Below are 16,493 nucleotides of genomic sequence, written 5' to 3'. Positions count from 1 at the left end.
AACCTCATTGATACGCAACAATTTATTTTTCCTTAATTAGTAAATCCATGTTTAATGCCAGTCTTAAACAGCTCTCAACCCAGCTTGCCGAGAAAAAATTTTCCAGCGCTGAACTAACCACCCAATTCTTGCAGCGCATTAAACAACTCAATCCTGAATACAACGCTTTTATTACGGTGAACGAAGAAATAAGCCTTGCGCAGGCAAAGGCGGCAGACAAAATGATTGCCACGGGGCAGGCCGGTCCTTTAACCGGAATTCCAATTGCGCAGAAAGATATTTTTTGCGCCAAAGGCTGGCTGACTACATGCGGTTCAAGAATGCTGTCAAATTTTGTTTCACCGTATGATGCCGGTGTTATTGAACGTTTCAATCAGGCTGGCGCGATTAATATCGGTAAAACCAACATGGATGAGTTCGCCATGGGATCAAGCAACGAAACGTCTTATTACGGCATGGTAAAGAATCCCTGGGATATTGCGGCAGTGCCTGGCGGCAGCTCAGGCGGTGCGGCCTGTGCCGTTGCAGCCCGATTAGCACCCGCGGCGACCGGTACCGATACGGGTGGCTCGATCCGCCAACCTGCCGCATTATGCGGTATTTCGGGAATTAAACCGACCTATGGATTGGTATCGCGCTATGGCATGATTGCCTTTGCTTCCAGTTTGGATCAAGGTGGGCCGATGGCTAAGTCAGCCGAAGATCTGGCGTTATTGCTGAATGTCATGACCGGGTTCGATCCGCGTGATTCCACCAGTCTGCAGCGAGATGCAGAGGACTACACACAGGATTTGCAGAAACCTTTAGCCGGCTTGCGCATTGGTCTGCCAAAGGAGCATTTCGCCAAGGGCATGAGCCAGGATGTTGCGAACGCGATCGAAAAGGCATTAATCGAGTATCGTAAGCTGGGAGCGCAGACTGTTGAAGTTTCGCTACCCAATGCTCCATTGTCGATTCCGGTTTATTATGTATTGGCACCTGCAGAAGCATCGAGCAATTTATCTCGTTTCGATGGAGTGCGCTATGGTTACCGTGCCTCATCCTACAGCGATCTGGCGGACATGTATCGCAAAACGCGTGCACAAGGTTTTGGCGCGGAAGTGAAACGACGAATTCTAATCGGTACCTATGTGTTGTCGCATGGTTATTACGATGCCTACTATATCAAAGCACAGAAACTGCGCCGCCTGATCGCACAGGATTTTACTGAAGCCTATAAACAATGCGATATCATTATGGGGCCTACCACTCCTACCGTCGCATTTAATCTGGGGGAAAAAAGCGGCGATCCGATTCAAATGTATTTATCGGATATCTACACCAGTGCGGCAAACCTGGCTGGAATGCCGGCGATGTCGATCCCGATCGGTTTTGGTGACAAAAACCGGCCCATCGGTTTACACATCATGGGTAATTATTTTAAGGAAGCGCAAATGCTGAATATTGCACATCAATATCAATTGGTGACAGACTGGCATTTGAAGTCGCCAGTTTAAAGCTATTGTTCATTCATGAAATCAGTCATCTAGCCGGAAATCATCATGCATTGGGAAATTGTCATCGGTCTGGAAGTACATGCTCAACTTTCAACGCAATCTAAAATCTTCTCGGGCGCATCCACCGCCTATGGCGCCCCGCCGAATACGCAGGCGTGTGTTATTGACTTGGCATTGCCCGGCGTTTTGCCGGTACTCAACAAGGGCGCGGTTGAGCGGGCAATCAAATTTGGCTTGTCGGTGGGTGCCAAAATTAATTCACCATCTATTTTCGCGCGCAAAAATTATTTTTATCCTGATTTGCCGAAAGGCTATCAAATCAGTCAATATGAATTACCGGTGGTGCAAGGTGGCAGCATTCGGATTCAGACCGATGGCGTAGACAAAAACATTCGCCTGACTCGCGCACATCTGGAGGAGGACGCCGGAAAGTCGCTGCACGAGGATTTTCATGGTATGAGCGGGATTGATCTGAATCGGGCTGGCACGCCCTTGCTGGAAATTGTTTCTGAGCCGGATATGCGCAGCAGTGCGGAAGCCGTGACTTATGCGAAAACACTTCATGCCCTGGTGCGGTGGATCGGTATTTGCGATGGCAATATGCAGGAAGGCTCTTTTCGCTGCGATGCCAATGTTTCGGTACGTCCACGAGGTACAGAAAAACTTGGTACACGCTGCGAAATCAAGAATCTGAATTCATTTCGTTTTCTTGAGAAAGCAATTGATTATGAAGCCAGAAGACAAATTGAAATCTTGGAAGACGGTGGCGTCATTCGACAGGAAACTCGTTTGTACGATGCTAACAAAGATGAAACGCGAACCATGCGTACCAAGGAAGATGCCAACGATTACCGATATTTTCCCGATCCGGACTTATTGCCGCTCGAAATTTCTGTAAGCTGGATAGATCAGGTGCGATCAGCCTTACCGGAATTGCCTCAAGTGCGGCGAGATCGTTATATGTCCGAGTTTGCGCTATCTGCTTATGATGCCTCCGTCTTAACCAGTTCGCGCGAAACAGCAGATTATTTTGAGTCAACTATCAGGCAATTGCCTGCGCAAGAAAAATTGTGTGCCAACTGGATAATGGGTGAAATCAGCGGGCAATTGAACAAAGAAGGACTTGAAATCAGCGCATGCCAAATCACCCCTTCCCAACTCGCTATGCTGCTGGAGCGCATCAGTGATGGCACCATTTCCGGTAAGGCAGCCAAAACGGTATTTGAAAGCATGTGGAATGGTGAGCTGGAAAAGAATGTCGATGCCATTATTGCCGTAAAAGGACTAAAACAAATTTCCGACGATAGCGCTATTGAGAAACTGGTCGATCAAGTACTGGCTGCTAATGCGCAGCAAGTTGCAGACTATCGGAATGGCAAAGAAAAAGCCTTCAACTCACTGGTCGGTCAGATCATGAAAGCAACGCATGGAAAAGCCAACCCAGCGCAGGTGAATATTATTCTGAAAAAGAAACTGGAGGGATAAACGGCTATATAAAAATATCAATTTAAGCCTGGTTATCGGGCTCTGATCCAGTAAAGGACTATAAGCTACCAATGTTTTTTTACTTTATTCCAGCGATAAAGTGCAGCGGCAAATAAATTGTAGCCAAAACTGCATAGCTGCTTGACAATCGGGATTCCAAGCACGCTTGCCTTCCACCGTTCATGGGCGGACGCCCGCCAGATAGTCAGGAAAGCATCGAAGCCGATATGAAGATTGCCTGATTCATCAATAACATGCAGGCGTTTACGAACAAATTCAATATCCGAACTGACTTCGGAAACAAGAGCGCGATGCGTGTGAATATCATTCCACCGAATTTCACAGTGGCTTTCTTTACCCATCTGAGCTTCAATTCCAGCTTTGCATACCGGACAGGCTGAGTTGTAATACACTTTTATTTTGGGTTGACTTGTCATAGCGATAAAAATAGGAATCTTCCGTGAAGCAAAGAAGCAGCTGAGCAAACTTCTTCATACGAAGTTTCCGTTCATGCATCACTAAATCCTGAAAAATGCTTCCTTTATTCTCCGCTGATTTTACAATAGCATAACCAATCTTAAAATGCTTGTTGCAGTAGTGAGTAGGTAGAGCCCGGGATATTCGGAATGGGTTGTTTTATATACCGCCTATATTACGGGAGACCTTTGCACGGTGTCATGAGCGGTACGAGAATAAGGCAAAAATTTGCGAAAAAGCGGAGTTTACCCGGGGTAAATGAGCATTTTTCGCGAATTTTTAACGCAATTATCGTGCCGCGTAGTAACCGTGCAAAGGTCTCTACGGACGACAAGTGGAATTATTTTTTTGTTGGAGGTTGATACGACTTGCGCAATATTTACTGCATGTCATTGTATCTGGGATTCTGATGTTAATCCCCAATCTTCAGAAAAATTGGGGTGTTTAACATTTGTTATAGTTGCTACCAATCCTCAGCAATTCAGCTACCAGCCCGGTGCTGATAGCTGAATTGCTATTAGTCTCCGATTGGATTCTGCTGCGCAGTTGTCAAACCTTCTTTCCAGTACGCAGGAAGGTTTTGCACCCAGCCATTATAAACATTCGGTACGGCTAAAACCCCTTGCCCGCCAAATCCTGGTAAACCGCTGACCATATCATCTTTGGCGGTGCCTGCGTTATCCACCAATGAAACATAGCCAGCAATTTCCGCTTTGCTAATATCACCATCGCCATTCGGATCGATATCAACTACTGTGAGTCGGTTACCAAACTTGGTCGTGACATAGGCATAATATCCTCCTCCCTGTTTTGCGCCAAAATTGGCACCGTGACAACCCGGATCGCAAGGTAATGATTTGACAATTTTGTCGGTGGCTGTATCGACGATGACAATCTGTCCACCCGTTGAAGCTATCACTACTGCTTTACCATCCGGCGATACCGGCGATTGAATCGGCAGTATGCCATAAGCCTCCGGATCGTTATTTTCATCACCATCTGTAAACGCTCCAGTGATTGGGTTATAGTCAGCAATCAAATTGATGGTTTTAATCAAAGCACCTGTCTCACCATTCAACACCGTCAATGTATGATGCAACAAATTAGCTGCATAAATTTTGCTGGAATCCGGCATCATACCAATGGCAATCGGATGAGCACCCGGTGCATTATTTCCGGTTGGTGTACGGGCGTGTATGCCACCACTGGCGCCATAGATGCCGATATCATGAGTGTTGATATTCGGCGTTACAATTTTAGAGCCATCGGCACTGATCCAATGACCGTGCGGATTTGCAGAAATGTGCCCATGGTCCTGTGTTGGCATCATTTTGGTTACTTGGGTTGTTCCGGCAGGAATTACTGAAATACCGTTTTCGCCATTGATTGCAATCGTAATATCATCGGTAGTGGGTATTGTCACCACATGAGAAGGTGAATAGCCTACTGTGATATTTTTAATGAGCTTACCGGTTTCGCGTTCAATCATCGAAAATTTGTTATCAAACCACTGGGTTTGATAAATTACCGACTGATCCCGGTTGGACCACATGTTGTGCGGATTATTGTTGTTGATTTGAGGTAGCGCAACTTTGCGTTTGACTGTCCAAGTTGTTGCATCAACCACAGTGGAAGTGCCAGGCTTATACTTGCCAGCCGTTTTCTCGAATTGCGTATTGATCCATACTTCACCAACGCCAAACTTTTGTGGTGCCGGCCCTACTGAAAGCGCTTGTCCGTTTATGTTGAGCAGAGCTGATAAATTCACAACACCGCCTGAAGTGATCAGCGGTAAGTTTGGAAATGTTACATTCCACTGACCGGAGGAATAATCCTGCCAATTGTCAGGTGCGGTTGCGATGAAGAATGTTTTCAGTAACCGTACCGCCAGATCGCTACTGGTAGGCAGGTTTTTAATGCCTGTGACTAAATCAATCGTGTAATTGCTTTGTGGATTACCCAAGTCCAGTCCCTCAGTATCCGGATCGTCCACTATCACTGCACCAAACATGTATGGATGCACTTTGCAAGTAAATACATACAGTCCTGGAGTGTGCAAGGTAACGAATCCGCCGCCACGATAGGCGCTCGTTTGATCGAAAGGCATATGCTGTGCACCAGTTGGCCATAACAGCGAGCTGATGGTATGCGCACCATTGGTATCGGACATGATAAAGTTGACACTGCTGCCTGGGGATATTACTTCCAAGGATCTGGTTTTAATATCTGCGCCCTGTAGCGGAGAGCCTGCAGCGCTTGGTTTACTCAGTTCGACAATGGCATCGCCGCGTGCGCTTCTGAACCAGCTGGCTGGCTCATCGCTGACCTCGAAAGTCACTACGCCGGGCTCATTCGGTTTTGTACCAAGTAAGATATTGCCGTATGGTGACGCACCGACAAGGCTGGCACCATCTCCTCCAGCAGGATCCACGATGAAGCTGCCATGCATGCCTGCTTCCATATGCGCAATCAGATGGCAATGATATTGCCAATGGCCTGGGCCGACACCCGCTCCTGCTTTGATGGTAAAGGAGTGAGTATCAATTCCTTCTTCGAGCAATTTGGTATCAATCACCTCGCTGGTGCCTGTTTTTAGCCACCGATGCGCATGTAAGTGAAAGGTATGTCCGGGTCCGATCGATAAGATGTGGAAACGTACGATGTCATTCTCAACGGCACCAGGATTGGGATTTGCCCAGAGTGGTTTTTGATGCGCAACATCCGGAATAATTTCGGTTCCCCAGAAGGTTGACCCTACCATAAATAGCACAAAATGTTTATCGATATCATTTGCTTTGACAGGAATTATGCTACCGTCCCCGTTGACATAACTATCGATCGGCCCGTGTGCTTTATCAACAATGATGGCACCAAACAATCCCAACAATTCTTTGCCATTGCTGTTGCCGTGGTAAACGAAGCTGCCTGTTTTGTTAGCTTTTATCTTGTAACTTTTCGTTTTTCCAGGGTTAATTTGTCCCGAACCTGACTGTGCAAGGTCGGGCACTTTAAATCCGACCGTGTTGCTGGTGTTATTTGTCAAAGATACATGAACTGTATCCCCTTCCTTTACGAACAGGGTTGGCCCAGGTATGACGGCTTCGTTGCCTGCCATTGCGTATGCGATTTGTCCGTTAGGCAATGTTTCAGCTGTCAATGTAATGTTATGCGTTGTTGCAGCTAGAGCAAACGGTGAAATTAAGAGCGTGATTACAGCAAAAACAATTATAGTTACTGATTCTCTCAGGCTAAGCATATCTTTAATCCTCATTTTCTATCCTTATATTTAGTTGCCTAACATGTCCTTACTGAACTAGAAATTTTCCTTCCATACCCAAAAGTTTGTTGGAGAAATTATTGTCTTTATAGCGCGTGCTATTTTTTGCAGTAACACTGAAAACATGCTTTTCCAGCGGACCGATCGCAACTTGATTGATACGATTAGTGGTCCCGGGATCGATCCATTGATAACCTTTTAACTCAAAGGTATGAATATCAGTACCTAAAGCGATTAGGTGAAATCTGACATTGGAATTTCTTGCTGCAACCAGAGTTGGATTGACACCATGATTGGATTGAATTTTGCTAACGCCATTAATTTCCATGCCCCAAAAAGCATCATCGCCTAAATAAAGCACATATTCTTTGTCATAACTGGGAACGCCGGCCGGGTTGACGATGATTGCTCCAAAGAGCCCCTTATGTTCCGCACCGTTATGGGTTTCAAAATTATGGTCATGGTAGGCCCAGGTACCCGCGGTTCCAGGTGCAACATTCCATTGATATTCATAGATGACATAGGTTTCTTCAAGCCCGGCACCTGCACCCTCATCAAAGTTCTTATTAATTACCTTAAGGGTTCCATCGCTCAGAATATCGTAATGAACGCCATGGACATGAATGCTGACTTGCTTGCTGATCCCCGGGACAGGAATATTGTTGCCAGGAATGGCATTCTCAATGGAGATCTTAACCTTGTCTCCTTCGGTTAACTCAATAGTGGGGCCGGGGATGGTAGCCTCTGAACTATAACGCGATGTAATATCCAATCCATCGACTCTATGGCTTAACATTTTGTAAGCCAGCAACTTGTTACCAAAGCCATCATCCTGGATTTCTTCCGCAGTCAATTGAATAATATGCTCGGCGGCAAAACTCTCAGAGGTCGGAAAAGCTGATAATGACAAAGTAAGCACGAGTGCCACGGCAGCTCGTTTTATCAATGATTGTTGCGACATGCCCGGGGTGGCATTTGAGTTTTCTATGAGCCTCATATCGCACTTAGCTCGAGCGGATTGAAATAACATTTTAATGATCTCCTAAGGTAAAAATCGTATATCAAGTGAAGTGAATGCAGAATGTGTTCCGGCAGATAAATACAGGTTCTTATTTGGAGTTCATGGTTCACTTGGAATTTAAGATTTAGCAGGCTGATTGCAAATAAAGAAGTGCAATCTTAGCGGGGGAGGATTCTATCAAATCCGTTTTTATTTAAATAGAAGGCATTTGTCCTTGGAATTAGCCTAAATTTAGCTATTTTTTGGGCTAAATGTCCCGATCAGGTGAGATTCTTTAAAATAATTATATAAAGGAGCTTTCAGGCATAGTTCAATTTGTTTTTTGACGCCTATTTTTCTATAGATCACAGATAATTGGTTCCGAACGGTCTTTTCTGTCACAAAGAGTTGTGCGCCTATTTCTTTAGCAGACAAACCTTTACATGCCAGATGAGCAATGTGACGTTCGCTGTCGCTTAATCTAGGCTGCTGAGAGGTTGAATTATCAGTGTGTGGTTTGATTTCTGCAGCTGGATCAGAATCGAACTGTGCCTGCCATAGCAGTTTGGTGATATTGCGGTCAAACCAGATATGACCCGTATGAATTGCAACGATTGCTTTTAATAACAGATCAGTTGAGTTGTTTTTGCTGATCACACCTACTGCACCGGAACGGAATGTTTGTAGGTGTGTTTGTTCGTTATTGTGATGAGAAAAAGCCAATATTTTACTTTGGGGGCAAGTGTGCAGCAATTGGATAATGTGTTCCACATAATTATTGCCGCTCAGCAGTAAATCCATCAGGATTATGTCCGGCTTATGTTGTTCGGCCAAGCTAAATAAATCGTCGAGTTGACTGGTTTCTGCAACCAAGCGAATGCTGGTGTGATTCTCAAACAAGGAACGCAATCCCAAACGTACAAGCTCAAAACTTTCAGCTACCAGAATGCGTATATTTGAATGAGACTGCTCAATCATGCTTTTTATTGTTTGTAAATTGCAAAAGGCTCAGTCGAATGGATAGTACTTTCAACCTGAATTATTTTTGAGCATAGAATCAGCGATTACATAGTGCGTACTCAATACATAATGGCTATCTTTATTATCATAAAATTGTAACAGATATGCTTATGGGTAAATAGATGGCATTTGTCCCAAAAGGCACGGTAAGATTTTGCGATCTGCCGATAGAATAGGTTGATTTTTGGGATTCTTGAAGTGCTTATAAGATACGGACTTTTAGCCATGAATCAATGCGTCTCTTCTCATGGACACAGACCAGATGAGCGCAACTGATCAACGATAAGTACAATCAAAGATGTTAACGATGTTGGCTATTGCAGTTCCTTCATTTCAATAATGACAGCGGGTAAACGCGATTCATATTAAAATCGCTGTTTTTCCTTTCGTTAAATTCTGAATCAAAACCATGCATCCAATGTTGACCATTGCAGTGAAAGCTGCGCGTCGTGCCGGTAATATTATTAATAAGGCTTCCCAGAATCTGGATTTGCTCACGGTATCAAAGAAATCACACAGCGATTATGTCAGTGAAGTGGATGGCGCAGCTGAAGAGGCCATTATCAAGATCCTGCTCGCAGCCTATCCCGATCATGCGATTCTGGCGGAAGAGAGCGGACGCCAGGGCGATCATAAGCATTCAGATTATCAGTGGATTATCGATCCGCTGGACGGCACGACCAATTTCCTGCATGGTTTTCCAAAATATTCGGTTTCCATCGGATTGAGGCATAAAGGTGTTCTGACGCATGCGGTGGTTTACGATCCGAACAATAATGAATTGTTTACCGCGAGTCGAGGGGGTGGGGCTTTTTTAAATGATCGCCGGATTCGTGTCAGTAAACGCACCAAACTTGAAGAGTGTTTGATCGGTACCGGCTTGCCATTCAGAGACTTGACGCACATCGATGCTTACTTTGCCATACTGAGGGATATCGTGCCACGTATCACGGGGATACGGCGGCCGGGTTCCGCCGCGCTGGATCTGGCTTATGTAGCGGCAGGGCGTTACGATGGTTTTTGGGAAATCGGACTGGCGCCATGGGATATGGCCGCCGGCTGCTTGCTTATTACTGAAGCGGGTGGATTGGTGGGTGATCTGGAAGGCAACGGGACGCACTTGGAGAGCGGGCAAATTATTGCCGGAAATCCCAAGGTTTTCGCGCAATTGCTTCAGGTGATTGCGCCTCATCTCACCCCCGAGTTGATCGAAGCGCAACGCTCGGCCAAGGCAATTTAGCATAAAGCCTATAACGGACCTGATTCGGCTCCCGTCTGATTGACGGATACTCGATTATTCTTTATGTCAGGCGCTCTTGATCGCTTAGATGCATATTTGCCAGCTAATCAGGCGCAGTTCACTAACGACCTGTGCTTATTTCTGCGATAGCTTATGAATATGACTGCAAAAATAATTACTGGGATGATTGCCGGCTTACTGTTGGGTAGTTTGCTTAATACCTTTGCCGATGATATTGCGTTCGTTCAGGACTATTTGATACATGGCCTGTTTCATATAGCGGGTGCAATTTTCATTAATTTATTGAAAATGCTGGTTGTTCCATTAGTAACCTTTTCATTGATTTGTGGTGTTTGCGGTATTGGCGATGTCAAAAAACTGGGCCGGGTGGGTATCAAAGCTTTTTGCCTTTTTCTGTTGACTACCGCACTTGCCATTCTGTTAGCTCTTCTTGTTTCCGTCACTATAAACCCCGGGAAAAATTTTAATCTGATTCCGGGTACTCAGATGGAGTTTGTGGCGCCTGAGCCACCCGCCATAACACAAGTCTTTATTGATTTTGTTCCCAGTAATCCGGTGACAGCCTTTGCAGAAGGCAACATGCTGCAAATCATTTTTTTTACTATTTTGTTTGCAATTTGCCTGCTGATGCTCGGAGAGCGCGGGCGCACTTTAATTGATAGTGCTGAAAAAATGAATGACATCATGATGCAGATGGTGAATGTTGTCATGTCCATTGCACCCTATGGAGTATTTGCATTAATGGCGAAGAATTTTGCGCTACAAGGGATTGATTTGATTCTGCCGATGATCGGCTATTTTGGGATCGTTATTTTGGTGCTGATGTGTCATGCAACCGGTACGCTTATGGTGTTATTGAAATTTCTTGGAAGAGTCGATCCCATACCGTTTCTTAAGAAAATGCGTACGGCCCAGGCTTTTGCATTTAGTACATCAAGCTCCGGCGCGACCATTCCCGTCACGCTCAGTACGGTTGAAAAGCGTTTGGGCGTGGATAACTCGACGGCCTCGTTTGTTATACCTTTCGGTGCAACCATCAATATGGATGGCACAGCTATCATGCAGGGTGTTGCAACGGTGTTCATTGCCACTATTTATGGTATTGAGCTGAGTCTGATGGATTATCTGACAGTCATCGGCATGTCGGTACTGGCGTCTATCGGCACTGCGGGCGTGCCTGGTGCCGGGCTCATTATGCTGGCCATGGTTCTCAATCAGGTGGGATTGCCGGTTGAAGGCATTGCATTGATCATGGGCGTGGATCGTTTGCTGGATATGATGCGCACTGCGGTCAATATCACGGGAGATGCAGTCGTTGCTATGATTGTTGCACGCAGTGAAGACACTGTATCTATGGAGATTTTTAATGATCCCAATGCCGGAGCAGTGAATCCCGTAGAACTGCTTCATGCGAGGCAGTAAAACCGACGAGTCAGAGTCATCGCTAAGACGCTATAATTTCATGATTAAAGGCCATCTAGCAGCAGCGATTGACTCTTCCCTTACTTCCATAACGGGCTTCCTGACGCTCGCGAAAAAATTCCGCATGTGACATGATGGATCGATCAGGATGCGTGCCTTTCATGTGCTCAACATATGTGCTGTAGTCGGGCACACCCACCATCAACCGCAGGCTTTGTGAAATCTGTTGTATGGTTTGAGTAATTTTTCTATACATAACTTTATTCTCCAATCATTATTTTTCTGCTACCGCGTGTGCGGGTAAGAGCTCGAAGGGTGCTTCTTGGGTGGTGGGATGGTGAGTAATGCGCGCCTGCAATACAGTTCTAATCCCGAATATCAGCATGCTGATGAGCACTGTCATAAACAATCCGGCCAGTGTTGCATTCACATAATCGTTAAAAATTACCTGTTGCATCTGTTCCAACGATTTGGCAGGTGCCAGCACGACGCCTTCCACAATCGCATCTTGATATTTGCTGGCATGCGCCAGGAAGCCGATGCGCGGATTGGTGTCAAAAATCTTCTGCCAGGCGGCAGTTAATGTACAAATACTGACCCATGTCAGTGGAACAATCGTAATCCACGCAAAGCGATCTTGTTTCATTTTGAACAAGACACTGGTGCATAAAATTAATGCAATACCCGCCAGCATTTGATTGGCGATACCAAATAATGGCCATAAGGTATTGATTCCCCCTAACGGATCGATAACACCCTGGTAGAGAAAATATCCCCATCCTGCTACGCAAAGACCCGTTGCAGTCAGACTGGCAACCAGTGAATCGGTGCGTTTCATGACGGGAACAAACGATCCCAGCAAATCTTGCAGCATAAAGCGCCCCGCACGGGTTCCAGCGTCAACTGCAGTCAAAATGAAAAGCGCTTCAAACAAGATCGCGAAGTGATACCAAAAAGCTATCATGGCAGTACCTCCGACAACCTCAGACAAAATCTGCGCCATGCCGACCGCCAACGTAGGTGCGCCGCCGGTGCGCGAGATTATGCCGTGTTCGCCGACATTCTGTGCGGTTTGGGTGATCATTTCCGGGGTAACATAAAATCCCCATTGGGCGATGGTTTGGGCAGCGGATTCTGCGGTGGTGCCAATAATCGCTGCGGGACTGTTCATGGCAAAATACACCCCGGGTTCCAAGGTGGCAGCGGCGACCAACGCCATAATGGCGACAAAGGATTCCATCAGCATGGCGCCATAGCCAATAAAACGCGTATCCGTTTCCGATTGAATCATCTTGGGCGTGGTACCGGACGCTATCAACGAATGAAAGCCGGAAATCGCACCGCATGCGATGGTAATAAATAAAAAGGGAAAAAGATTGCCCGACCAAACAGGTCCGGAGCCATCGACAAACTGCGTCAATGCCGGCATTTTCAGTTCCGGTGAAATAAAGATAACGCCGATGGCTAATCCCACAATGGTACCGATCTTAAGGAAAGTCGATAGATAATCGCGTGGCGCCAATAACAGCCACACGGGTAAAACTGCGGCAATAAAGCCATACGCAATCAATGACCAGGTCAACTGCTCGCCTGTTAACGTAAAAAAATCCGCTAATACAGGATCTTCCTGGACATATTGGCCTACCACGATGGATAGCATCAGCAGAACAAAACCGATGAGTGAAACTTCGCCAATCGCGCAAGGGCGAAGGTAACGGGTATAAATTCCCATAAACAGCGCTATAGGAATGGTGGCAGCGACAGTAAAGGTTCCCCACGGGGATTCAGCTAGGGCTTTAACCACGATCAGCGACAATACGGCCAACAGGATCAGCATAATAAAGAAGGTGCCGAACATTGCGATCATGCCGGGCAGTTGCCCGAGCTCCGCCTTGATTAAATCACCCAGTGACCGGCCATTGCGTCGCGTTGATATGAACAACACAATAAAATCCTGGACTGCGCCGGCAAACACGACACCGGCCAGCAACCATAACATGCCTGGTAAATAACCCATTTGCATTGCCAGAATGGGACCAACCAATGGCCCTGCCCCCGCAATGGCTGCAAAATGGTGCCCGAACAACACATATTTGTTGGTTGGTACATGATCCAGACCATCATTGTGTTTATAGGCCGGTGTCATACGCCTGCCATCCAATTTCAATACGCGATTGGCAATGAACAGGCTGTAAAAACGAAAGGCGATGATATAAACGCAAACCGCCGCAATGACAATCCAAATCGCGCCGATCGATTCACCGCGGTTGAGTGCAATGACACCGAATGCAAAAGCTCCGGTAAGGGAAAGTATTGACCAGCCAAGTTTCGATATTAAATTATTCATTTATCTTATGGAGTTGATTAAGTGAGAGGGGGTGTCAAATTTTACCTGAGTGAACTAATCGGATGCTTCAGGAGCTTCAAAAGGCAAATCCTGGTTTTTTTCACTGGAGTCAATCAAGGATTGCATTTCTTCCAATGGTGGAAGTTCTTTCAAAGAGCGAAGATTCAGGTCGTCCAGGAAGTGCTGCGTGGTAGCCAACAGCGCGGGTTTTCCGGGTACGTTACGATGTCCGACAGCCTCTATCCAACCGCGCGTCATAAGTGCCTTAAGCACCGAGCTGGAAACGCTAACACCGCGAATTTCTTCGATGTCACCACGGGTAACCGGCTGGCGGTAAGCAATGATGGCAAGCGTTTCCAGAACTGCACGTGAATAGCGTGGCGCTTTAGGTGGTGTCAATCGCTCCAGATACGGCTGTATATCCGCCCGGGTCTGGAAACGCCAGCCGCTGGCGACCGAGACTAATTCCACGCTGCTATCAAGCCATTTTTCGCGAATCTCTTCCAATAATTTCGATAACACGGCAGCGCTTAATTCCAGATTGAATAATTTACGCAATTCACTGATGGGTAGAGGTTCCGCAGTCGTCAGCAACGCGGCCTCCAGAATTCGCTTGGCTTTTTCCGGGCTCAACGAATCCGGTGTATCAAGCTGATTGAGCGGCATCAATGGAGCGGATATAAATGATCCCGCCATCAAGCGATTGAGAAATTTCCAGCAACAATTCCTTGGCCAATTCCAGAACGGCCAGAAAAGTGACAATGACTTCTGCAAGGGTGGCCGCAGGGCTGAATAAATCGTGAAATTCCACTTGGTCGTGTCCACGCAAGTCACGCAGTATTTGGCTCATATAGGCCCGGACGGAAAGCGTTTCGCGTTTGATTTGATGGGGATGGTGGATTTTGGCCCGCGTTAGAATGGCCATCCAGGCATTCCGCAGATCATCCGTGTTGATACCGGGCAACTGAACCGCAACCGGATGGTCAATTCCTATCCGGATCACGTTGAAGTCACGTCCAGCTTGCGGCAATTCATTGATTCGAGTTGCGGCATGCTTCATTTGCTCGTATTCAAGCAAGCGCCGTACGAGCTCAGCGCGCGGATCATGTTCTTGTTCCGTTTCTATTTTGGGATTGGGTAACAGCATGCGCGATTTGATTTCAATCAGCAGGGCGGTCATCAGTAAATATTCGGCTGCCAGCTCCAGTTGATCTACGCGCATCATTTCAACATAAGTCATATATTGCTGCGTCAACTCCGCCATCGGAATATCCAGAATATTCAGATTATGCTTGCGAATCAGATACAGAAGTAAATCCAGCGGACCCTGGAAGGTATCCAGAAAGATTTCCAATGCATCAGGCGGGATATACAAATCCTGCGGAATTTCCAGCAGGGGCTCGCCGCAGATTCTGGCAATCGGCTGCAATTCAATGGATTCGATTACTGAATTGTCGTTCATTGATCAATAAGATCGGTCTTGCTTGTGCGTCTTAACCTTATGAATAACTGAGTCCCATTGCTGCGCGCACGTCGCGCATGGTGTCTTCCGCCAGCTTGTTGGCTTTTTCACAGCCATCCGCAATGATGTTGCGTACCAAAGTCGGATCTTCTTCGTATTTTTTGATGCGCTCCAACATGGGTTCCTGTTCAGCCAGAATTTTGTCGATCACGGGCGTTTTGCAATCCAGGCAGCCAATTTCCGCATTCTTGCAGCCATGCTGCACCCATTCTCGTGTGGTCTCATCGGAATAGACAAGATGGAATTGCCACACCGGGCAGCGGGCGGGGTCGCCCGGATCGCTGCGCCGTACACGTGCCGGATCGGTTGGCATGGTGCGAATTTTTTTGCGAATGCTCTCCGGATCTTCGCGCAAGCTGATAGTGTTGTTATACGATTTCGACATTTTCTGGCCATCCAGTCCCGGCATTCTGGAAGCTTCCGTCAGTAATGTTGCCGGTTCCGATAGGATCATTTTGCCGCCGCCTTCGAGATAGCCGAATAGCCGTTCACGATCGCCCAGACTCAGATTCTGCTGCTCGTTCAGTAATGATCGGGCTTCTTCCAGCGCATGCTCATCACCCTGTTCTTGATACAGCGTGCGCAATTCGGTATACAGTTTGGATTTTTTCGAGCCGAGCTTTTTGATGGCTTGTTCCGCTTTTTCTTCAAAGCCGGGTTCTTTGCCATAGATGTGATTAAAGCGGCGGGAAATTTCGCGCGTAAATTCCAGGTGCGGTGCTTGATCTTCTCCGACGGGAACCAGATTGGCGCGATAAATCAGGATATCAGCGCTTTGCAACAATGGATAGCCTAGAAAACCATAGGTGCTGAGATCTTTCTCGGATAGTTTTTCCTGTTGATCCTTATAAGTGGGTACGCGTTCCAGCCAGCCAAGCGGTGTCATCATCGACAGTAATAAATACAGTTCGGCGTGAGCGGGCACTTTGGATTGAATGAATAAGATCGCCTGCGATGGATCAACGCCTGCTGCCAGCCAATCCACCACCATATTCCAGACATTCTGTTCGATAATTTCAGGTGAATCGTAATGGGTCGTCAAGGCATGCCAGTCGGCGACGAAGAACAGGCATTCGTATTGCTGCTGCAATTTCACCCAATTCTTCAAAACGCCATGATAATGTCCCAAATGCAGGCTGCCGGTGGGGCGCATGCCTGATAAAACGCGATCAGCAAACATGTTGAT

13 protein-coding genes are annotated in these 16,493 nt (G+C 46.7%); 4 read left to right on the top strand and 9 right to left on the bottom strand.

Annotated features, from left to right (window positions below):
* Positions 1-47 precede the first annotated feature (47 nt).
* Both gatA and gatB read left to right on the top strand, forming a co-directional pair.
* Positions 48-1,496: an Asp-tRNA(Asn)/Glu-tRNA(Gln) amidotransferase subunit GatA gene (gene gatA, locus CPG39_RS09245; RefSeq protein ID WP_096293023.1), complete on the top strand. Its 1,449-nt coding sequence runs from the start codon at positions 48-50 to the stop codon at positions 1,494-1,496.
* Positions 1,497-1,541: 45 nt separating this feature from the next.
* A complete protein-coding gene (gene gatB / locus CPG39_RS09240) occupies positions 1,542-2,981 on the top strand; it encodes an Asp-tRNA(Asn)/Glu-tRNA(Gln) amidotransferase subunit GatB (RefSeq protein ID WP_096293022.1) in 1,440 nt (479 codons plus the stop codon).
* Positions 2,982-3,046: 65 nt separating this feature from the next.
* Here the strand turns inward: gatB and CPG39_RS09235 are convergent, their stop codons facing one another.
* The 4 genes from CPG39_RS09235 to CPG39_RS09220 form a co-directional block, all read right to left on the bottom strand.
* The gene (locus CPG39_RS09235) at positions 3,047-3,343 is read right to left on the bottom strand and encodes a thiol-disulfide oxidoreductase DCC family protein (RefSeq protein ID WP_231990267.1); all 297 of its coding nucleotides are present in this window, start codon (positions 3,341-3,343) and stop codon (positions 3,047-3,049) included.
* Between the two features lie 632 nt (positions 3,344-3,975).
* Positions 3,976-6,714, bottom strand: a complete 2,739-nt coding sequence (locus CPG39_RS09230) for a multicopper oxidase domain-containing protein (RefSeq protein WP_096293020.1) — start codon at positions 6,712-6,714, stop codon at positions 3,976-3,978.
* A 49-nt stretch (positions 6,715-6,763) separates the two neighbouring features.
* Positions 6,764-7,765: a multicopper oxidase domain-containing protein gene (locus CPG39_RS09225; RefSeq protein ID WP_096293019.1), complete on the bottom strand. Its 1,002-nt coding sequence runs from the start codon at positions 7,763-7,765 to the stop codon at positions 6,764-6,766.
* Positions 7,766-7,987: 222 nt separating this feature from the next.
* Entirely contained in the window at positions 7,988-8,713 is a 726-nt protein-coding gene (locus CPG39_RS09220; RefSeq protein WP_096293018.1) for a response regulator, read from the bottom strand.
* A gap of 451 nt (positions 8,714-9,164) precedes the next feature.
* Between CPG39_RS09220 and CPG39_RS09215 the strand changes: the two genes are divergently transcribed.
* Both CPG39_RS09215 and CPG39_RS09210 read left to right on the top strand, forming a co-directional pair.
* Positions 9,165-9,995 carry an inositol monophosphatase family protein gene (locus CPG39_RS09215; RefSeq protein ID WP_096293017.1) on the top strand — a complete coding sequence of 277 codons (831 nt, stop codon included), beginning with the start codon at positions 9,165-9,167 and terminating at the stop codon, positions 9,993-9,995.
* Between the two features lie 159 nt (positions 9,996-10,154).
* The gene (locus tag CPG39_RS09210; RefSeq protein ID WP_231990266.1) at positions 10,155-11,438 is read left to right on the top strand and encodes a dicarboxylate/amino acid:cation symporter; all 1,284 of its coding nucleotides are present in this window, start codon (positions 10,155-10,157) and stop codon (positions 11,436-11,438) included.
* Between the two features lie 55 nt (positions 11,439-11,493).
* Here CPG39_RS09210 and CPG39_RS09205 read toward each other — a convergent pair whose 3' ends face one another.
* Genes CPG39_RS09205 through CPG39_RS09185 form a run of 5 tightly spaced genes read right to left on the bottom strand, consistent with a single transcriptional unit; the run spans position 11,494 to position 16,487 of the window.
* Complete coding sequence (locus tag CPG39_RS09205; protein ID WP_096293015.1) at positions 11,494-11,694, bottom strand: YbdD/YjiX family protein; 201 nt, start codon at positions 11,692-11,694, stop codon at positions 11,494-11,496.
* Between the two features lie 18 nt (positions 11,695-11,712).
* On the bottom strand, positions 11,713-13,785 hold the full coding sequence (locus tag CPG39_RS09200; RefSeq protein WP_096293014.1) for a carbon starvation CstA family protein: 2,073 nt from the start codon (positions 13,783-13,785) through the stop codon (positions 11,713-11,715).
* Positions 13,786-13,839: 54 nt separating this feature from the next.
* On the bottom strand, positions 13,840-14,451 hold the full coding sequence (gene scpB / locus CPG39_RS09195; RefSeq protein ID WP_197702871.1) for an SMC-Scp complex subunit ScpB: 612 nt from the start codon (positions 14,449-14,451) through the stop codon (positions 13,840-13,842).
* Positions 14,432-15,247 carry a segregation and condensation protein A gene (locus CPG39_RS09190; RefSeq protein ID WP_096293013.1) on the bottom strand — a complete coding sequence of 272 codons (816 nt, stop codon included), beginning with the start codon at positions 15,245-15,247 and terminating at the stop codon, positions 14,432-14,434. The genes scpB and CPG39_RS09190 overlap by 20 nt, the downstream gene beginning before the upstream one ends.
* Positions 15,248-15,284: 37 nt before the next feature.
* Entirely contained in the window at positions 15,285-16,487 is a 1,203-nt protein-coding gene (locus CPG39_RS09185) for a tryptophan--tRNA ligase (RefSeq protein WP_096293012.1), read from the bottom strand.
* Positions 16,488-16,493: the final 6 nt, after the last annotated feature.

Origin of the sequence: Nitrosomonas ureae (genome assembly GCF_900206265.1) — a bacterium.
Taxonomy (GTDB): domain Bacteria; phylum Pseudomonadota; class Gammaproteobacteria; order Burkholderiales; family Nitrosomonadaceae; genus Nitrosomonas; species Nitrosomonas ureae_C.
The sequence above is the reverse complement of the archived record's forward strand: the minus strand, read 5'-3'. Positions and strand labels throughout refer to the sequence as shown.